Origin of the sequence: Cryobacterium sp. Hh7 (assembly GCF_004403155.1) — a bacterium.
Classification (GTDB): domain Bacteria; phylum Actinomycetota; class Actinomycetes; order Actinomycetales; family Microbacteriaceae; genus Cryobacterium; species Cryobacterium levicorallinum.
In genome coordinates this window covers 1-18,415 of record NZ_SOHG01000033.1, presented here as the reverse complement: position 1 = coordinate 18,415, position 18,415 = coordinate 1, and the positions used below count along the sequence as shown (strand labels likewise).

The 18,415-nt window shown below is 66.7% G+C and carries 16 protein-coding genes; 6 read left to right on the top strand and 10 right to left on the bottom strand.

The features are described 5' to 3' along the window. Positions 1-7 precede the first annotated feature (7 nt). The gene (locus E3T43_RS11040; protein WP_134472496.1) at positions 8-856 is read right to left on the bottom strand and encodes a biotin--[acetyl-CoA-carboxylase] ligase; all 849 of its coding nucleotides are present in this window, start codon (positions 854-856) and stop codon (positions 8-10) included. Between the two features lie 221 nt (positions 857-1,077). On the opposite strand from E3T43_RS11040, the gene E3T43_RS11035 reads away from it, so the two are divergent. Beyond that, the gene (locus E3T43_RS11035; RefSeq protein WP_134472495.1) at positions 1,078-2,685 is read left to right on the top strand and encodes an acyl-CoA carboxylase subunit beta; all 1,608 of its coding nucleotides are present in this window, start codon (positions 1,078-1,080) and stop codon (positions 2,683-2,685) included. Then, on the top strand, positions 2,685-2,915 hold the full coding sequence (locus E3T43_RS11030; protein ID WP_092452307.1) for an acyl-CoA carboxylase subunit epsilon: 231 nt from the start codon (positions 2,685-2,687) through the stop codon (positions 2,913-2,915). Before E3T43_RS11035 ends, E3T43_RS11030 begins: the two co-directional genes overlap by 1 nt. Before the next feature lie 335 nt (positions 2,916-3,250). Here E3T43_RS11030 and E3T43_RS11025 read toward each other — a convergent pair whose 3' ends face one another. Genes E3T43_RS11025 through E3T43_RS11010 form a run of 4 tightly spaced genes read right to left on the bottom strand, consistent with a single transcriptional unit; the run spans position 3,251 to position 7,732 of the window. Further along, on the bottom strand, positions 3,251-4,288 hold the full coding sequence (locus E3T43_RS11025) for a hypothetical protein (RefSeq protein ID WP_134472494.1): 1,038 nt from the start codon (positions 4,286-4,288) through the stop codon (positions 3,251-3,253). After that, positions 4,288-5,679 carry a sensor histidine kinase gene (locus E3T43_RS11020; protein WP_134472493.1) on the bottom strand — a complete coding sequence of 464 codons (1,392 nt, stop codon included), beginning with the start codon at positions 5,677-5,679 and terminating at the stop codon, positions 4,288-4,290. Before E3T43_RS11020 ends, E3T43_RS11025 begins: the two co-directional genes overlap by 1 nt. Beyond that, positions 5,672-6,376, bottom strand: a complete 705-nt coding sequence (locus E3T43_RS11015; protein WP_134472492.1) for a response regulator transcription factor — start codon at positions 6,374-6,376, stop codon at positions 5,672-5,674. The genes E3T43_RS11020 and E3T43_RS11015 overlap by 8 nt, the downstream gene beginning before the upstream one ends. Before the next feature lie 39 nt (positions 6,377-6,415). Continuing rightward, positions 6,416-7,732 carry a class I SAM-dependent RNA methyltransferase gene (locus E3T43_RS11010; protein WP_134443746.1) on the bottom strand — a complete coding sequence of 439 codons (1,317 nt, stop codon included), beginning with the start codon at positions 7,730-7,732 and terminating at the stop codon, positions 6,416-6,418. Between the two features lie 83 nt (positions 7,733-7,815). On the opposite strand from E3T43_RS11010, the gene E3T43_RS11005 reads away from it, so the two are divergent. After that, positions 7,816-8,472 carry a nucleoside triphosphate pyrophosphatase gene (locus tag E3T43_RS11005; RefSeq protein WP_134472491.1) on the top strand — a complete coding sequence of 219 codons (657 nt, stop codon included), beginning with the start codon at positions 7,816-7,818 and terminating at the stop codon, positions 8,470-8,472. A gap of 79 nt (positions 8,473-8,551) precedes the next feature. Continuing rightward, positions 8,552-10,324 carry a biotin carboxylase N-terminal domain-containing protein gene (locus E3T43_RS11000; protein ID WP_134472490.1) on the top strand — a complete coding sequence of 591 codons (1,773 nt, stop codon included), beginning with the start codon at positions 8,552-8,554 and terminating at the stop codon, positions 10,322-10,324. Positions 10,325-10,608: 284 nt separating this feature from the next. On the opposite strand, the gene E3T43_RS10995 is transcribed toward E3T43_RS11000, so the two are convergent. Continuing rightward, the gene (locus E3T43_RS10995) at positions 10,609-12,045 is read right to left on the bottom strand and encodes an NAD(P)H-quinone dehydrogenase (RefSeq protein ID WP_134443749.1); all 1,437 of its coding nucleotides are present in this window, start codon (positions 12,043-12,045) and stop codon (positions 10,609-10,611) included. Positions 12,046-12,227: 182 nt separating this feature from the next. On the opposite strand from E3T43_RS10995, the gene E3T43_RS10990 reads away from it, so the two are divergent. Together E3T43_RS10990 and E3T43_RS10985 are read left to right on the top strand one after the other, a co-directional pair. Continuing rightward, complete coding sequence (locus E3T43_RS10990; RefSeq protein ID WP_134443750.1) at positions 12,228-13,061, top strand: purine-nucleoside phosphorylase; 834 nt, start codon at positions 12,228-12,230, stop codon at positions 13,059-13,061. 359 nt (positions 13,062-13,420) lie between these two features. Continuing rightward, positions 13,421-15,133, top strand: a complete 1,713-nt coding sequence (locus E3T43_RS10985; RefSeq protein WP_134472509.1) for a phospho-sugar mutase — start codon at positions 13,421-13,423, stop codon at positions 15,131-15,133. Between the two features lie 177 nt (positions 15,134-15,310). On the opposite strand, the gene E3T43_RS10980 is transcribed toward E3T43_RS10985, so the two are convergent. The 4 genes from E3T43_RS10980 to E3T43_RS10965 all read right to left on the bottom strand — a co-directional run bounded on the left by E3T43_RS10980 (position 15,311) and on the right by E3T43_RS10965 (position 18,074). Next, a complete protein-coding gene (locus E3T43_RS10980; RefSeq protein WP_134472489.1) occupies positions 15,311-16,003 on the bottom strand; it encodes a DUF1345 domain-containing protein in 693 nt (230 codons plus the stop codon). A gap of 197 nt (positions 16,004-16,200) precedes the next feature. Then, on the bottom strand, positions 16,201-16,476 hold the full coding sequence (locus tag E3T43_RS10975; protein ID WP_134443752.1) for a PTS sugar transporter subunit IIB: 276 nt from the start codon (positions 16,474-16,476) through the stop codon (positions 16,201-16,203). Further along, positions 16,473-16,910: a PTS sugar transporter subunit IIA gene (locus E3T43_RS10970; protein WP_134443753.1), complete on the bottom strand. Its 438-nt coding sequence runs from the start codon at positions 16,908-16,910 to the stop codon at positions 16,473-16,475. The genes E3T43_RS10975 and E3T43_RS10970 overlap by 4 nt, the downstream gene beginning before the upstream one ends. 45 nt (positions 16,911-16,955) lie before the next feature. After that, positions 16,956-18,074, bottom strand: coding sequence for an adenosine deaminase (locus E3T43_RS10965; protein ID WP_092452338.1), 1,119 nt, complete (start codon positions 18,072-18,074; stop codon positions 16,956-16,958). Positions 18,075-18,415 lie beyond the last annotated feature (341 nt).

The window sequence follows — 18,415 nt, the reverse complement described above, 5'->3', positions numbered from 1 at the left end:
ACTTCTATTAATACCTCAGGTGGGTGACATCGCCGGCGGCGACAGACCGTTCTTCGCCATCGGCCTGGTTGACGACTCGAAGCCGTCCCTCGGCGTCGATGCCGGTGGCGGTGCCGACCAGGTCGACTCCGCCGGGCAGTTCCACCCGCACGACGCTGCCGAGGGTGCCGCAGAGTCTCGACACTTCCTCGTGGAGACCGCTCTTCTGTGCGTCACCGTCGGCTTCGACGAAGGCCCGATACAGGGTGACGAGCTCGTGCAGGTAGGCGGCGAGGACTGCGTCCGGGTCGGGCGCGGTGCGGGTGACTAGCAGGAGCGAGGTCGAGGTGAGGGTGGGCAGGTTGTGTTCATCGAGCGAGAGGTTGAGGCCGGCGCCGATGACGATGCCCTTGCCGTCGGGCAGGAGTTCGCACAGGATGCCGCACACCTTGTAGCCGTCGATGAGCACGTCGTTGGGCCACTTCAGGGTCGTGTCGTGGCGGGGATCCTCGGCCTCTTTAAGATTTACGTCGTGCACCGGCGGCGTGCTGGCCTCAACGATGGTGCGCACGGCCCGGGTCATGGCGGCCCCGGCCAGGAGAGGGAACCAGCCGAGGCTGTGCGGCGGTAACTCCGGGCGAATGAGTACGGAGATGGCCAGGGCTTTGCCGGTCGGGGCCAGCCAGACACGACCGAGCCGGCCACGCCCCTGAGTCTGGTTGTCGGTGACGACCACCGAGAGGTCGGGCCAGGCTGCGGCATCCGCCTCAGATAAACCAATAGCACTGGCGAGATCTTTGAGCACATCGTTGGTGGAGGAGGCCTCGGCACGGTATTCGAACCGGCTCACCTCGTTGCGGCTGAGCGAAAAATCCATCGTGCCTACCCTCTCGTGTGCATAACTCCTGCAATTCTCTCGAATCTGGCCTCAAAACACCTATTTCGGGCAGTTTCTGAAAAAATTGCAGGAGTTATGCACGGGGAAGTCCGGTTTCTGCAGTCTGAGGGACCCGACGGAGGGGGAAAGAACCAGTGTTGCGGGGCAAAGTTGTAGAACATCGTCAACGAGGAGCGGTCGGGGGGTGCCGGTAGAGTGAAATGGTGACTGACAAGACGCCCGCCGCGGCACCCGACCTGTATACGACGGCGGGAAAACTCGCCGACCTCAAGCTGCGCTATCACGAGGCTGTGACCGCCAGCGGGGCCACCGCCATCGAGAAGCAGCACGCCAAGGGCAAGATGACCGCCCGCGAGCGCGTCGACCTGCTGCTCGACCAGGGTTCTTTCGTGGAGCTCGACGAGTTCGTGCGGCACCGCACCGTGGCCTTCGGCATGGAAAAGAAGCGTCCCTATGGCGACGCCGTCGTCACCGGCACCGGCACGATTCACGGCCGCCAGGTGGCCGTGTACTCCCAGGACTTCACGATCTTCGGCGGTTCGCTCGGCGAGGTCGCCGGCGAGAAGATCATCAAGGTGATGGACCTCGCCCTGAAGACGGGGGTGCCGATCATCGGCATTCTCGACTCCGGCGGAGCGCGCATTCAGGAGGGCGTTGTGGCCCTCGGCAAGTACGGCGAAATCTTTCGCCGCAACACGGCCGCCTCGGGCGTCATCCCGCAGATCTCGATCATCTGCGGCCCGGCCGCCGGCGGCGCGGTCTACTCGCCGGCGCTGACCGACTTCGTGATCATGGTCGACAAGACCAGCCAGATGTTCGTCACCGGCCCCGACGTGATCAAAACCGTCACCGGTGAAGACGTCGGCATGGAGGAGCTCGGCGGCGCCCTCACCCACAACAAGGTCTCCGGGGTATCGCACTACCTCGCGAGCGATGAGCCCGACGCGCTCGACTTTGCCCGCGCACTGCTGAGCTACCTGCCCGACAACAACCTGGCCGAGCTGCCGGTGTTCGACAACGAGGTGGAGCTTGAGACAACGGATGCTGACCGTCGGCTCAACACGATCATCCCCGACTCCCCCAACCAGCCCTACGACGTGAAAACGGTCATCGAGCACATCGTGGACCGCGGCGAGTTTCTCGAGACGCAGCCGTTGTACGCCCCGAACATCGTCGTGGGCTTCGCCAGGGTCGAGGGCCGCTCGATCGGCATCGTCGCCAACCAACCCAACGCCATGGCCGGCACGCTGAACATTGAGGCCGGTGAGAAGGCCTCACGGTTCGTGCGGTTCTGCGATGCGTTCTCCATTCCCATCCTCACCCTGGTCGACGTGCCCGGTTTTCTACCGGGCACCGACCAGGAATGGACCGGCATCATCCGTCGCGGGGCGAAGCTGCTCTACGCCTACGCCGAAGCCACCGTGCCCCTGGTCACCGTCATTCTGCGCAAGGCCTACGGCGGCGCGTACATCGTGATGGGGTCCAAGCAGCTCGGTGCCGACACCAACCTGGCCTGGCCGACCGCGGAGATCGCCGTCATGGGCGGCCAGGGCGCCGTGAACATTCTCTACCGTGCCGAGATCAAGGCGGCCGAGCAGGCCGGCGAAGACGTCGCCGCTGTGCGCACCCGCCTGGCCAACGAGTACACCTACAATGTGGCGAGCCCTTTTCTGGCCGCGGAGCGCGGAGAGCTCGACGGCATCATCGAGCCCGCCGCCACCCGCGTGTCGGTCGTCAAGGCCCTGCGCGCCCTGCGTACCAAGCGGGCCACCCTGCCCGCGAAGAAGCACGGAAACATTCCCCTCTAATGCCCAAGCCCTCAGAGTTCGATCCCTCGGAGCTCATTTTCGTCACCGGACACGTCAGCGACGTCGAGGTGTCGGCGGTGAGCGCCATCATCCGTGGGCTGTTGCGGGAGGAATCCGACGAGCGTCGGGCGGCTCCCGTACAGCACCGGAGCGCCTGGCAGCAGGGCCAGCGCGCCATCCGCCAGCCGGTGCACCCCGGCGCCGGCCGCTGGCGCGGCTTCGCCGGCTGACCCCCGCCGGCGCCCCACTTTCTTCGTGGACGGGGCCAATTTAGAGACTGGGCCCCGGTTCACAAGGTGGGCCCGGACGGAGTGGAACCAACCTCGTGTCTGTCCTCCTAAATGCCGACAGCGCGAATTTGAAGAATAGTGCATACTGGAATTGCTCGGTGGAACTCCTGGAGTTTCACCACCAATCATTCGCTGACTAGGGTAAGCGAGCGAATGTGTTGGGGGCGAGAACGGATGGCATTCGGGTTGTCGTCCTTTCTCGAATGAACGGTAGGGGACCAGCTTCGGCTGGTCCCCTTTCGCGTACCCAGGGTCCCGAACAGGGAGCCGGGTGATTAGGGCGTGATCTGACGGGGGATTTCCAGCCACAGGTTGACCTCATCGTCACCCGCAGAGTCCGGCCCGAGGGCACTCACCGCCGGGTCGGGGCTCGACAGCCCCACCACGGTCACCGCGACGGTCACGCTGTCGGCCGCGGTACGCACAATGATCTTGTCGGCGCTCGTCTGCTCGAGGGCGAGGGCGAGGGTGCCCAGCACGTCGTCGAGGGCCACACCGCCCAGATCGTCAATACCGCCCTCGTCGAGGAGCGTGACGCTGGCTCCGCGACGCCGGGCAGCCATGACCTGTTCCCGCACCGCGTGGTTGAGCAGGCGGCGGCCGCGGATCTCATCGCGAATGGCCGCTTCGAGAAACCGGCATTCCTGCTGTTCCTCTGCGGTCAGCTCACCGTTGCTCTCGCTGATGCGTCGCAGCATCGGCATGGCAAGGCGCATGGTCTGAGTGAGACGCACCTGGCGCTCGTAGAGGTGAGCCTCCTGGGCTGCGTGCCATCCGCTCGCCTCGCGCTCGGCTCGGGCATACTGGCGGGCGTCCCGGCTGGCCTTGACCAGGGCACGGGAGAGCACCGCGGCTGCGACCACCCAGACCACGCTTCCGATGACGCCCAGTCCCCCGAGTTCGCCGACTCCGGCCCAGATCACACTGTGGATGACGAGCACGGCCACACCCAGCAGGGCCAGTTGGGGACGCTTGCGGGTGGCAGTGATGGTCATCAGCGTGCCGATGGCGGCGACGTACCAGGTGGCGTAGCCGAGATTACCCGAAGAGCCATCGAGCTGGCTGCCCACGATCAGTGGGAGTGCCGCGCTGACCGCGACGTTGAACAGCGCCCGCGGCAACGACATGCGCATCGGGCTGCTCGGCCACAGGCTCGCCATTGTCGCCCCCACGTACAGGCCCATGGCGACCAGGATCGGCACCGACGACGCCGGCTCTTGGATCGAATACAGCCCGAGAATCACGTGATATCCCGAGAACAGAGCCGCTACGACGAGGGTGAGCGTGCGCGACACCCCGACAACGCTGGTCATCAACGATCACCCGCCCGGTCGGCGTCGAGACTGGTGACGGCATACTCGACCGATGCGGGCGCCATTCGAAGCCCCGCGTCGCTGCCCCCATCCGTTTCGCTGTCGGCGGAGACCTCAGCCTGCGGCCAGCTGATGACCACGGTCGTGCCCTGGCCGGGGCTTGAGTTCACCACGGCGACGCCACCCACGCTGGCGATCCGGTCGCGAATAGAGACTCGCACGCCGAGCCGGGCACTGGCCACGCTGGTCGGATCAAAGCCGCAGCCGGTGTCGCTGATCTCGATGCGGCATCCGCTTTGATCGTTGCCGCAGATCGTCAGGCTGCGGGTTTGCGCTGGGCCGGCGTGCTGCATGCTGTTGACCATGGCTTGCACGCTCGCCGCGTGCAAGGCCTCGGCGACGAACTCCGGAATGCTGAGGCCGTCGACCCCCCGCTCGGTGACGGTGAAAGCGCCGGTGTTCAAGGCGGCGCCACGAAGGCGGTCGACCAGACGGCTCACGTCGGTCGTCGCATCGTCGAGGGTTCGTTCGCCACTGGCTTCCTGCAAGCGGATGATGGCGCTGCGAGCCATCGCCGCGGCCAGCTCGGCTCCCTTGGCGGTGCGCACACCGGCGGCCGAGAGCAGAGTCGCCAGAACGCTGTCGTGCACGATCGAGTCGACCTCGACGCGTTCCATTTCGGTCGCGTGGTGGCGCACCGCCACGGCGTATTTTGCCAGTGCATTGGACTGGGCGGTGTCGACCTTGTCGGTCGCGTCGCGGAGCACGTAGATGATGATGAGCACGACACCGCCGAGCAGCATGGCGTAGCAGGTGTCGAGGGCGGCGAGCAGGTTTTCGGCCGCACCGCCGGAGGGCAACACCCGCACGAGTCCAAAGACGACGGGCGTGACGACTGTGTAAATGATGGCCCAGAGCAGCGGAAACGCGATCGCCGCGCACGAGGTCGCGACGGTGCACAAGTACCAGAGCCACGGTTTGCTGTCGAGAACGACCGTGGGGTCGCGCATGACGAGCGGCCAGACGATGAGGGCGATGAGGTAGACGGCCGCGATAATGCCGGCCGTAGTGCGGATGCCGCGCCGAACCAGCGTTGCGACCACGAACACCAGAATTGACAGGCCCAGGGCGATCCCGATGGGCACGGCGGAACCGGGCTTGCGACTTTCCAGCTGTCCGAGCATAAGCGGCAGCGTCTGGAGAGCGAAGACCACCGCGACACCCGCCACCGAACGGGACAGGGCGATCTCGATCTGGGAGTGACTGATCGGATTGCGCGGGTGCCGGGGCTGTCCGAACAGGTCGTCCGGGAAGTCGGCCGGATTGACCGCGCCGAACGCGGCCGTATCGGTTGACACCAGGGCGCCCGGGCGGGCGGCCCGTTTAGACACCGCGGTCACCGTCGGAGGCGTCGAGTCCTGGCAGGATTCCGTCTTCGACGGCGCGGCGCAGCAGGTCGACCTTGGTCGGCGCTGGGCGGCCGACCTCGACGTACTTCACCCGGATTCGGTCCAGGTATTCCCGCGCCGTGGAGTGCGCGATGCCGAGCTGCAGGGCAACCATCTTCAGTGGCAGGCCCGAGGCGTACAGGTGCAGAACGTCGCGTTCACGGCGACCGAGCTGAGCCTTGGCGAAGTCGCGGTCGGCGTCGATCGCGGTGGCCCACTCGAGGTTGTTGAGCACGTCGCCCCGGGCAACGGATGCCACGGCGGCCATGACCGTGGTGGTCGGCGAGGACTTGGGGATGACTCCGGCGGCGCCGGCGGCGAGTGCCTCACGCACCGAGGCAACCCGGTCGGCGATGCTGTGCACGAGCACGGCCGAGCCGGTGCTCGCGACGAGGTGCACATTGTCGGTCACGAGCGAACCGTCGCCGAGCGAGAGGTCGAGCACAATCACGTCGCACGCTCGTCCGGCGAGGCCATCCACAAGGGCCTGAGCGGTCGCGGCGGCGAACAGCACCTCGTAGCCGGAGTTTTCGCAGGCGGCCTGCAGGCCCAGTCGCACCGATTCGTGGTCGTCGACGATACCGACGCGAACGGACTGCTCGGGGGTGCGTGGGGTGGGATCAGGTAGTGCGTGACTCACTGTGTCGCTGTCCTTCTCGTTGGCTCGTCTTAAGGATAGCTATTTGCTGAGCAGTGCGACGGCCTCAACATGATGGGTATTGGGGAACAGGTCGAAGGCTCGGAGGGTGCGCAGCTGGTATCCCTGCTTCTGGAACAGCGCAACGTCGCGGGCCAGGGCCACCGGGTCGCAGGCCACGTAGACGATTTGCCGGGGGGCCAGGGCCACCAGCTGATCGACGACGGCGGTGCCGGCGCCGGCGCGCGGCGGGTCGAGCACGACGGTGGCGGCGGCGAGGCGGGCGCGCTCCGCGGCATCCGCCTCGCGTAGCAGACGCTGCAGATAGCGGTCGACGCGGTCGGCCTCGGCGGTGGCGCCCGCCCATTCCTTGAGGTTGCGGGCGGCAAAGGTGACCGCTTCCGGGTCGCTTTCGACCGACGTGATGCGGGTCGACGCGCCGAACTTGTCGCCGACGGCCGCGGCGAGCAGGCCGACACCGCCGTAGAGGTCGAGGTTGGAGGCGCGCGGGTCGAACTGATCGGGGTCGATGATGTTCTGCACCGCGTGGTAAAGCGTGTCGGCGGCCATGGAGTGCACCTGCCAGAACCCGGACCGGTCGAGTTCAAACTCGCGGCCGTCGACAACCTCGTGAATCAGACCGTGCGGCACCCGCTTGGGCTTGCCGTTGGAATCCTTGGCCGAGACGAGCACCTGCACATCGCCCTTGCTCGGTGCGACCAGGTCAACCTTCGCGGCGTTGTGGAACAGGGTGTCGAGCGGGGCGCGCAGCTCGAGTTCGTGTTCGGCGAGCGGCAGATCGTCGACCGGGATCACGCGGTGGCTCCGGGCAGCGTACGGGCCGATGGTACCGTCGGCGGCCACGTGCAGGCTCACCCGGGTGCGCCATCCGGTGCCGTCCATCGCGTCGCCGGGGCTGGCCTTGGCGCTGACCGCGACCGGTTCGACGACCACGTCGCTGTCGATCCCGGCCATGCGCGTCAGCGCGTCGGCGAGCACCTGGCGTTTGAGCTCGCGCTGAAATCCGAGCTCAATGTGCCCGAATTCGGCACCGCCCGCGCGGTCTTCGGGGGCGCGATCAACGGATGCTGCGCTCCAGATGTGCGGCTGGCGTTCCGGGGCGGCGTCGAGCACGGCGACCGTCTCAGCCCGCCAGAAGCTCTTGTGGTTGGCCTCGGTAAGGCGCGCGCGCACCCGTTCACCGGGCAGGGTGTCGCTGACGAAAATGACGCGACCCTCATGGCGGGCGATGAAGATTCCGCCGTGCGCGACGTTGGTGATGTCAAGCTCGAGCTCGCTGCCGACCGTTTCAGAGGGGGGGCTGGCGGCGGCCTGGGGCTGGTGACTCGAATTGCTCATTCCTTGATGATCCCACACCCCCCTTCCTCTCGTGCTCGATCGAGCCTGATTGAATGGAGTCACCGAAACTGCGAAGGACAAGCATGCGCCTCTATCTGGCCTCCACCTCTCCGGCCCGGCTGGCCCTGCTCCGGGCGGCCGGCATCGAACCGGTGCTGATCAACCCTGACGTCGACGAAGCACGAGTCGTCGCCGAGACCGAGGCTGCCGCCGGAGCCGCGCTCGCGCCGCGGGATCTCGTGCTGCTGCTGGCGCGGGCGAAAGCTGAGGCGGCGGCATCCGTTCTGCCAGCGGAGCCGTTGAACGGGCTGCTGCTGGGCGGCGATTCGGTGTTCGTGCTGGACGAGGTCATCTACGGCAAGCCGCATACCGCCGAAGCGGCGCGGGAACGCTGGGAGCGCCAGCGCGGGCGCACCGGAACGCTGTATTCCGGGCACTGGCTGATCGAGGTCGCTGATGGCCGGCCCGGGCCGGCGATCGGCGCGGTCGCGGTGGCCGAGGTGACCTTCGCCGACGACCTCGACGACGCCGAGCTCGACGCCTATATCGCCACCGGGGAGCCATTGTTCGTGGCGGGGGCCTTCACGATCGACAGTCTCGGTGCTCCCTTTATTACGAGCATCGTCGGGGATCCGTCGACCGTGGTGGGGCTGTCGCTGCCGACGCTTCGACGGCTGGTGCGCGGCCTCGGGCACGAGTGGCCGACGCTGTGGAATCGCCCCGGAGCGCTGTCATTGTAGGCATCCGCAAGAATCTGGCCGATCTTTTTGTGGGAGAGAACCAAAATGGATGCGGTGCGGCCCAATAGGCTAAGTGATTGTGTCACTCATAACGAAGGTCCTCATCGCCAACCGAGGCGAGATCGCCGTTCGGGTCATCCGTGCCGCGAAGGACAGTGGAATTCTCTCTGTTGCCGTCTACGCCGACCAGGATCGCGATTCCCTGCACGCCCGTCTCGCCGACGAGGCGTACGGTCTCGACGGCACCAGCGGCGCTGAAACTTACCTGGTCATCGACAAGATTCTGTCGATCGCCCGCCGGAGCGGCGCTGACGCCGTGCACCCCGGCTACGGCTTTCTGGCCGAGAACGCTGACTTCGCACGCGCCGTGATCGGCGCCGGACTGATCTGGATCGGGCCGTCGCCCGAGGCGATCGAGCAGCTCGGCGACAAGGTTTCCGCCCGCAAGATCGCCGAAAAGGTCAACGCGCCGATGGCGCCCGGCACCCTGAACCCCTGCACCGACGCCGCCGAGGTACTCGCCTTCGTCGACGTGCACGGTCTGCCCGTCGCGATCAAGGCCGCCTTCGGTGGCGGCGGCCGCGGCCTCAAGGTCGCCCGCACCCGCGAGGAGGTCGCCGAGATGTTCGACTCCGCCACCCGCGAGGCCATCACGGCTTTCGGTCGAGGCGAATGCTTCGTCGAAAAGTACCTCGACTCCCCCCGCCACGTCGAAACGCAGTGCCTGGCCGACCAGTACGGCAACGTCGTCGTCGTGTCGACCCGCGACTGCTCGCTGCAGCGCCGCCATCAGAAGCTCGTCGAAGAGGCGCCGGCGCCCTTCCTCACCGAAGCACAGACGACCGAGATGTATCGTGCGTCCAAGGCCATCCTCAAAGAGGTCGGCTACCTCGGCGCTGGCACCTGCGAGTTTCTCATCGGCCAGGACGGCACCGTCTCGTTCCTCGAGGTCAACACCCGCCTGCAGGTCGAACACACCGTCTCCGAAGAGGTCACCGGCATCGACCTCGTGCGCGAACAATTCCGCCTCGCTGAGGGCGGCGAGCTTACCTATGGCGACCCCGTCGCATCCGCTCACTCGTTTGAATTCCGCATTAACGGAGAGGATGCCGGCCGCGGCTTTCTGCCCGCGCCCGGCCCGGTGCACGTGTTCAAGCCGGCCGGCGGCCCCGGCGTGCGCGTCGATACCGGCGTGCAGTCGGGCGATGTGATCAGCGGATCCTTCGATTCCCTGATCGCCAAGCTCATCGTCACCGGCGCGACCCGCGAAGAAGCCCTGGAGCGTTCGCTCCGCGCCCTCGACGAGTTCGAGGTTGCCGGCCTGCCGACCGTGCTGCCCTTTCACCGCAAGGTCGTGCGCGATCCGGCCTTCGCTCCGACCGACGGCAAGCCGTTCAGCGTCTTCACCCGCTGGATCGAGACCGAGTTCGACAACGACATCGAACCGTGGACCGGCAGCATGGAAGACGCCGTCGGACCGCAGAAACGCCACAGCATCGTCGTCGAGGTGGACGGACGCCGCATCGAGGTGACCCTGCCGACGCGTCTGCTGCCCGGCGGCGCGAGCGCGCGCTCGGTGGGCCCGGCCCCCAAGCGTCGCGGCGGTCTGCACACCGTCGATACCGCCACCGGAGACGCCGTGAAGGCACCGATGCAGGCGACCATCGTCAAGCTACTGGTCGCCGAGGGCGACATTGTCGTCAAGGGCGACCTGCTGCTCGTGCTCGAGGCCATGAAAATGGAGCAGCCGCTCGTCGCCCACCGCGACGGCACCGTGGGCAACCTGGCCGCCGTCGTCGGCACGACGGTCTCCTCCGGTTCGGTTCTGCTGACCGTCTCCGACGCCGCGTAGCCCGCTCGACACCCGTCGATTGGCTGGCAGCACACCAGACTTTCGAATGATTTTGCCGGCGGGGTTGGGGACGCGGCAACCGCTCCTCAGCTCAAACAATGCCGGTTTTCAGGAAGGGATCCGAGAAAAGCATTCGGACCCTTCCCACGCACCCGCGATGGCTGAGCGAGGAGCGGAAGACCCGGTTCCCGCGGTCTACCTCGGAACCCCAACCCCGTCCACACAAGCAGGGGCAGGGCGTCGAGAACGCGGGCTACCCCGAGAACTGCGCGGGGATTTCGGGGCTACCGGACGACGTGCATGGCGCGCGCGGCATCCGTTATGGAACCGGTGAGCGAGGGGTAGACCGGGAACGTGCGAGCGACCTCGTCAACCGTGAGCCGGTGCTCGACCGCGAGAGCCAGCGGGAAGATGAGCTCGCTCGCCTTGGGGGCGACGATAACGCCACCGATGACGGTTCCGCTGCCGGTGCGGGCGAAGATCTTGACGAAACCGTCCTTGATTCCCATCATTTTGGCCCTCGGGTTCACGGCAAGCGGCAACTTGTAAATATCGCCCTGGGCGAGTCCGTCTTCGATCTGCTTCTGGGTGTAGCCGACCGTCGCGATTTCAGGCTGCGTGAAGATGTTCGCGGCGACGTTGCGAATCTCGATCGGGTTGACGGTGTCGCCCATGGCGTGGAACACCGCGGTGCGGCCCATCATCGAGGCAACGGATGCCAGCGGGAGCTCGGTCGTGCAGTCCCCGGCCGCGTAGATGTTCGGAATGGAGGTGCGGGCGACCCGGTTGGTCTGGATGTGCCCGGACTCGGTGATCTGCACGCCGGCCTGCTCGAGGCCGATATTCGCGGTGTTCGGAATCGACCCGACGGCGATGAGGCAGTGGCTGCCTTCGACCGTGCGTCCGTCTTCGAGGGTAGCGACGACACCGGTCTTGGTGCGTTCCACCGAGGAAGCACGCGACTTGGAGAGCACGGTCATACCATTGCGCTTGAACACGTTCTCAATCACGTTGGCGGCGTCGGCGTCTTCCCCGGGCAGCACCTGGTCGCGGCTGGAGATGAGGGTGACCTTCGCGCCGAGGGCGCGGTAGGCGGAGGCGAACTCGGCGCCGGTAACGCCGGAGCCGACGACGATGAGGTGTTCGGGGATCGCCTTGAGGTTGTAGAGCTGGGTCCAGGTGAGAATGTGCTCGCCGTCGGGAAGTGCGGAGGACAGCACGCGCGGGCTGGCCCCGACGGAGACGACGAGGGTGTCGGCGTCGATGCGGTCGAAGTCGGTCGCGGTCGAGTCGCCGGAGGTGGCGACGATGATACCGGTGGTGCCGTCGAGCCGTCCGTGGCCCTGCACGTAGCGCACACCGGCGCGAATGAGCGTGGCCTTCATATCTTCGGACTGCTGGCGCGCCAGCGCGAGGAGGCGCTTGTTCACTGCGGCCAGGTTGATGGCGACTTCGGGGCGCGTGGGCTTGCCGGTTTCGCCGCGCACGAAGAACTGCACACCGAGGTCGGTAGCTTCTCCGATGGAGTTGGACGCCTCGGCGGTGGCGATGAGGGATTTGGAGGGGACAACATCCGTTATCACGGCGGAGCCGCCGACACCGACGCTTTCGATGAGGGTGACATCGGCACCCTGCTGTGCTCCGGCGATGGCTGCTTCGTATCCGCCGGGCCCTCCACCTAATACTGCGATGCGTTGCTTGCGTTCGAACTCATAGGCCATGTACTCCATTCTCGTGGCCCGCGCACCCCCCGCCAAACCGTGGGTATGTTCGCGGCGCGCGGATCGTCCGCCAAATCGGCCCAATTCGAGCCGTATTGTCGCCAGAGTGCCGGATCGGCGCGCCGATGAGCAGAATTCGCGCAAAATCTCCGCCTGGTTGGCGGGGGTTCTAGAGTAGTGAAATGTTTACGAACGAGATCAACCCGTTAGACCTGCCCGAAACTGACCCGTTTGAGGCAGCTCGGTCGGCCGCAGCGGAGATCGCCGGCATCACGGGAGTGCCCCGGCACGACATCGCCCTGACGCTCGGCAGCGGCTGGGCCAAGGCGGCCGACCTCATCGGCGAGACCACGCACACCGTGGCCGCCGCCGACATCACCGGGTTCAGCGCCCCCGCGCTGGCCGGCCACGCCGGCACCCTGCGCTCGATTCTGCTGCCCGGCGGCAAGCGCGCGCTCGTGATCGGCGCCCGCACGCACTACTACGAGGGTCACGGCGTGCGCCGGGTCGTGCACAGTGTGCGCACGGCAGCGGCCACCGGAGCGACGACGATGATCCTGACCAACGGGGCCGGCGGCATCCGTGAATCGTGGAAGCCGGGAACTCCGGTGTTGATCAGCGACCACATCAACCTGACCTTCGATTCACCGATCGAGGGCGCGAACTTCGTTGACCTGACCGATTTGTACTCGAAGCGGCTGCGCAATGTCGCGCGCGGCATCGACCCTTCCCTCGATGAGGGCGTGTACTGCCAGTTTCGCGGGCCGCACTACGAGACCCCCGCCGAGGTACAGATGGCCAAGGCGATCGGCGGCCACATCGTGGGAATGTCGACCGCGCTTGAGGCCATCGCCGCTCGGCAGGCCGGCATGGAGGTGCTGGGTCTTTCGCTCATTACCAACCTCGCCGCCGGCATTCAGTCGACCCCGCTCAGTCATGGCGAGGTTATCGAGGCCGGTGCTCTGGCCGAACCTGTGATCAGTGCGCTCCTCGCGCGGATCGTGGCAGCGCTGTGAGCGGCCCGGATCGCGACAACGTCGAGCAGCCGGTCGAACGTAGTGGCGGTCGGCACTCCGGCCCGCCAGCGGATGCGACTGTCGAAGTCACCCCGCCAGGCACGCCGGCTTCCCCGCACGTCACCGACGCCGACCCGGCCGACGAGACCGCGACTCCCACCCGCGCCCTCCCGATCGTGCAGGACAGCGACGATGCCGGCTCAGAACCGACCGTCGCAATTCGGACCATTGTGCCGGACAACGACGATGACACCGTGGAAGCGACGGTTGCCATTCAGACCATCACGACCGACGATGGCGCTGAGATCGACGACCTAGCGACCGCGCCGGTGGCCCACGAGACCCCGGAGACCGCGCCGGTGGCCCACGAGACCCCGGAGACCCCGACCGACCGCACCGCGACGCTGTTACAGGCCGCGCGGGCCTGGCTCAACCAGGACCCAGATCCGGAGACGCAGGCACAGTTGCGCGCTCTCATCAATGCCGTCGGCGACGGCGACACCGCAGCGCTGTCCAATCTGCATTCCCGGTTCGATACCCGGCTGGCCTTCGGCACGGCCGGGCTGCGCGGTGAGATTTCCGCCGGACCGAACCGCATGAACCGCGTGCTCGTCTCGCAGGCCGCCACTGGCCTGGCCACTTACCTGCTGCGACACGCTGCGCCCGGGGTGACCCCGTCAGTCGTCATCGGCTACGACGGACGCAAGAACTCACACGTCTTCGCGACCGACACGGCGGCGCTGATGGCGGGCGCGGGGGTGCGCGCCATCCTCTTGCCGCGTCTGCTGCCCACGCCCGTGCTCGCCTTCGCCGTGCGGCATCTCGACGCAAGCTGCGGCGTGATGGTAACGGCCTCGCACAACCCGCCGAACGACAACGGTTACAAGGTGTATCTGGGCGGCGTGAACAATGGCGCTCAGATCGTCTCCCCCGACGACAAGGCCATCTCGGACGAGATTCTGCGCGTCGCCGCCGACGAGCACGTGCCGCACCTGCCGCGCGCCAGCTACGAGACCGCCGAAGAAACCGTTGTCCAGGCCTACATCGCCGAAACGGCCAGCATCGCCCACACACCGCGGGCGCAGGTGAATGCGGTGTACACCGCCATGCACGGCGTCGGCTGGGACACCACCCGCCGCGTGCTCGAAAAATCCGGTTTTGACCTGCCGACCCTGGTTGACGCGCAGATCGCGCCCGACGCGGCCTTTCCCACCGTCGCCTTTCCGAACCCTGAAGAGCCCGGCGCGATGGACCTCGCCTACGAGACTGCGCGTGAGGTGAGCGCCGAGCTCATTATTGCCAACGATCCCGACGCCGACCGGCTTGCCGTCGCCATTCCCGACCTCTCAAGCGCGAGCGGTTATCGCCGGCTCAGCGGCAACGAGGTCGGAGCGATTCTGGGCTGGCGCGCCGCAGCCCTGGCTACTGCTGACGCCTCAAACCCGGGCGCGCTCGCCTGCTCAATCGTGTCATCGCCGGCTCTGCACGCGGTAGCGGATGCCTACGGCCTGCGATTCGTCGAAACCCTCACCGGGTTCAAATGGGTGTCGCGGGTGCCGGGCCTGGTCTACGGTTTCGAAGAGGCGCTCGGCTACTTGGTCAACCCGGACAGCGTGCGCGACAAGGACGGCATCTCGGCAGCGGTCGCCCTGCTCTCGCTGGTCAGCGACCTCAAGTCGGAAGGGACGACCCTCGCCGGCTACCTTGACCGGTTCAGTGAGAAGTTCGGACACTACGCCTCGGGGCAGATCTCGGTGCGGGTCTCCGAAGTCTCCACGATCGCCCTGGTCATGACGCGCCTGCGGGAATCCCCGCCGACCCATGTCGGACGCATTCGCGTCGACGAGATCGACGACTTTCGGTGGGGGCTGGGTGACCTGCCGCCGAGTGACGTGTTGCGCATCCGTTTGACCGACGGATCGCGCGTCATGGTGCGCCCGAGCGGTACCGAACCCAAGCTCAAGGTGTATATCGACACCCGAAGCACGGTCGGCACCCAGGTCGAGCGCCGTGCCGCGGCGCAGGCTGCCCTCGACGAGCTCGACCGCGGAATGCGCGCGCTGATCGAGTAGGTGCGGGCATTCGCTCGCGTCGATGGCGGGATCTCGGCGGGTCGGGTCGGCCACCCGCTTCGCTGAGCCGTGAGTTTCAATCACCGAGCCGTGACTTTGAGGCCATTTTGCGCGAGAAATCGCTCAAGACTCACGGCTCGGCGAACGGATGCTGCGGCCCGCCCGGCACTGTAGGAGCTAGCCGAGCAGGGAGACCGCCCGGGCGATGACGAGGGCCAGCAGCACGAAGCCGCCGAACGACTCGATCCCCATGAGCGCTTTAGCCCGGAGCGAGAGCGGCATCGTGTCGGTCGGGCTGAACGCCATGGAGTTCGACAACGAGAAGTAGACATAGTCGAAGAACGAAGCGACCCAACCGGTGCGCTGCGACGACCTGGCGGCGACCTCCTCGATAGCGTCGTGGTCTTCGTCCTGGGGAAAGCGAAAATCAGCCGGCGGAAAGTCGGCCCGGTCGGCATGACGCCTCGAGACCGGGCCGCCGCGGTCGAGTTCCCAGTAGACCAGCGCGAAGGCGATGACGTTGGTGACCCACACCTGCAGCGCAGCGAGCAGCAGTGTCGGCCCATCATCCTTACCGCCCGACGTGAGCTGGATCACGAGCTGCACGAGGGCGACTTCGTTGGCCGCGACCAGCAAGACCGCCTGGCCGGTGGCGAGGTATTTCGACCAGCGGGTTTCGCGATGCAGCCGGTGGGGGTTGAGGGCGAGGAGCGGGATCAGCATGGCGAGCCCGATCGCGACGACCGTGTAACGCAGCCCGGGCAGGAACGTACTCGGCAAGGTGGCATACAGCGTGAGAGCTACCAGCAACCCCAGTACGGCCGGCCAGCGGTGCTCGGCCCGTGCACCCTGCTTCACGCTGTCGCTCATGCGCTGAGCATAGGCCCGTCGCGGGCGCTCGGGCCACTGCTCGAGGCGTCGCTGTCCAGGCCGTCGGTGTGCTGCCCGGCGTGCCGCTCGGCGCGTTCGCCGCCGGGCCCACCTTACGGTCCTGGGCCCATGATCTATCATGGGCCCACTTTCCGGGCCCGGGCCCGGAAAGAAACGCGGCCCGGAACGCGGCGGGGCTAGGAGCCCAGCGCGATGTCGAGCTTGGCGACGAGTTCGTCGACGTCGAAATAGTTGTTGATGACGATCACATCGGCGTTGGTTTTGCCGATCGCGTCGACAAGCTCCGAGGAGGTCAGGATAACCTGGGCGTCGGCCGCGGCGGAACGCACGCCGGCGACATCCGTTGCCTGTACGCTCGCCTCGATCTCAAGCCGTTCGAGCGCGCGCTCGGCGTTGACCTTGAGAATGGCCGAGGTGCCGAGGCCGACGCCGCACATCACGACGATCTTCACGAGAAGACGCTCTGCACGAATTCCGCGGTGGTCGCGCCGGCCAGCGCCGGAATCACCGCCGGGTCATTGAACACGTTGGCGAGTTCGGCGACGAACTGGAGGTGGTCGTCGGCGCCGGCCACGGCCAGGCCGACGATCACGCTGACCGGGTCGTTGTGCGGGTGCCCGAAGGCGACCGGCTCAGCCAGGGTGACGACGCAGAGACCGTCGGTGAGAACATCCGCTCCCGGACGGGCATGCGCGAGCGCGAGCCCCGGCGCGATAACGATGTAGGCACCGAATTCGTGGATCACCGCGATCATGCGATCGGTATAAGCGGATGTGGCGGCGCCGGAACGCACGAGGGCGTCGCCGGCGGCTGTGATGGCCGCCGTCCAGTCGTCAGCGTGCGCGCCGATGGTGATGGCGTCAAGCGGGAGGTGCGGGAGTGGCATGGTGTCTTTCGGTTATGCGGGGGCGTCCTTGGTTGGCCGGCGGGGCTAGGCGTCGCCGAAGCCCGCTTCGATGGCTTCGACGAGTTCTTCGCGGTCTTCCAGCGGCAGGAACGCCGCGTGGGCAGCGTTGAGCTGGAAGGTCTCGAGGTCGCCGAGGTCGTAGCCGAAGGCATCCGAGAGCAGGGCGAGTTCCTGGGACAGGGTGGTGTCACTCATGAGTCGGTTGTCGGTGTTGACGGTGACCTTGAAGCCGAGCTGGTAGAGCAGGTCGAACGGGTGGTCGAAGAGTTCTTCGCCCCAGGCGGCGACCGCTCCGGTCTGCAGATTCGAGGAGGGGCTGAGTTCGAGCGTGATCTCACGGTCGCGCACCCACTGGGCGACCGGTCCGAGGGTGACGAAGGTGTTGTCGTCGTCCTGGCGTTCGATCGTGACGTCTTCGGCGAGGCGCACGCCGTGGCCAAGGCGCAGGGCGCGGCCGTCGAAGAGGGCGCCGCGGATGCTGTCAAGCCCGTCGGCCTCGCCGGCATGCACGGTGACCGGCATGAATTCGCGGGCCAGCAGGTCGAAGGCCGCGCGGTGGTTGCCGGCCGGGAAGCCGGCCTCGGCGCCGGCGATGTCGAAGCCGACGACGCCGTCGAAGCGGTAGCGCACGGCGAGTTCGGCGATCTCGAGGCCGCGGTTCGCGTGGCGCATGGCGGTGATGAGCTGGCCGATGCGGATGCTGCGGCCGGACTGCTCGACGTTCTCAATGCCGGCTTCGATGCCGTCCTGCACGGCCTCGACGACCTCGTTCAGGGTGAGGCCGCGAGCCAGGTGCTGCTCGGGAGCCCAGCGGATCTCTCCGTAGATGACGCCGTCATCGGCGAGGTCTTCGACGAATTCGCGGGCGACCCGGGTCAGGCCCTCGCGGGTCTGCATGACGGCGGTCGTGACGTCGAAGGTCTTCAGGTATTCCACGAGCGAGCCGGCATTGGACTGGTCGGAGAACCATTCGCCGAGCGCGTCGGCATCCGTTGTGGGAAGCACGAATCCGATGGAGTCGGCCAGCTCGATGATGGACTGCGGACGCAGACCGCCGTCGAGGTGGTCGTGCAGCGAAACCTTGGGCAGGGTGTTGATGCTCGTGCCGCCGCCGGGCATGAGGAATTCCTCGATCAAAGTCATACGAACAAGCTCCTCGGTACGGGGGCGGGTGTGAACTACAGCCGCGCGCCCAGCTTATCGGAGCGGCTCTGGGCGGACCATGAGAAATGCGGCGAGCGGATGCGCCGGCTCGCGTCGCTGCCGCTGCCCGCGCGCGCCGGGCCCACCTTCGGCAACGGGGCCCATGATCTACCATGGTCCCGGTTTCCGGGCCCGGGCCCGGAAAGGGGAAGACCACGTACCCTGAGTTGTGCCCACCAAAAGAGGGTGTCAGATGGTCTGTGTAAGGGGTTGCGGATCTATTTGAAGGAGTGACACTAATGGTCATGACTGAACGAAATGAGAAGCTGAAAGCACCGAAG

What these genes read in the sequence shown, in the direction of transcription:
- E3T43_RS11040 (WP_134472496.1), bottom strand. Translation starts at nt 856, where the DNA reads ATGGATTTTTCGCTCAGCCGCAACGAGGTGAGCCGGTTCGAATACCGT.
- E3T43_RS11035 (WP_134472495.1), top strand. Translation starts at nt 1,078, where the DNA reads ATGGTGACTGACAAGACGCCCGCCGCGGCACCCGACCTGTATACGACG.
- E3T43_RS11030 (WP_092452307.1), top strand. Translation starts at nt 2,685, where the DNA reads ATGCCCAAGCCCTCAGAGTTCGATCCCTCGGAGCTCATTTTCGTCACC.
- E3T43_RS11025 (WP_134472494.1), bottom strand. Translation starts at nt 4,288, where the DNA reads ATGACCAGCGTTGTCGGGGTGTCGCGCACGCTCACCCTCGTCGTAGCG.
- E3T43_RS11010 (WP_134443746.1), bottom strand. Translation starts at nt 7,732, where the DNA reads ATGAGCAATTCGAGTCACCAGCCCCAGGCCGCCGCCAGCCCCCCCTCT.
- E3T43_RS11005 (WP_134472491.1), top strand. Translation starts at nt 7,816, where the DNA reads ATGCGCCTCTATCTGGCCTCCACCTCTCCGGCCCGGCTGGCCCTGCTC.
- E3T43_RS10995 (WP_134443749.1), bottom strand. Translation starts at nt 12,045, where the DNA reads ATGGCCTATGAGTTCGAACGCAAGCAACGCATCGCAGTATTAGGTGGA.
- E3T43_RS10990 (WP_134443750.1), top strand. Translation starts at nt 12,228, where the DNA reads ATGTTTACGAACGAGATCAACCCGTTAGACCTGCCCGAAACTGACCCG.
- E3T43_RS10980 (WP_134472489.1), bottom strand. Translation starts at nt 16,003, where the DNA reads ATGAGCGACAGCGTGAAGCAGGGTGCACGGGCCGAGCACCGCTGGCCG.
- E3T43_RS10970 (WP_134443753.1), bottom strand. Translation starts at nt 16,910, where the DNA reads ATGCCACTCCCGCACCTCCCGCTTGACGCCATCACCATCGGCGCGCAC.
- E3T43_RS10965 (WP_092452338.1), bottom strand. Translation starts at nt 18,074, where the DNA reads ATGACTTTGATCGAGGAATTCCTCATGCCCGGCGGCGGCACGAGCATC.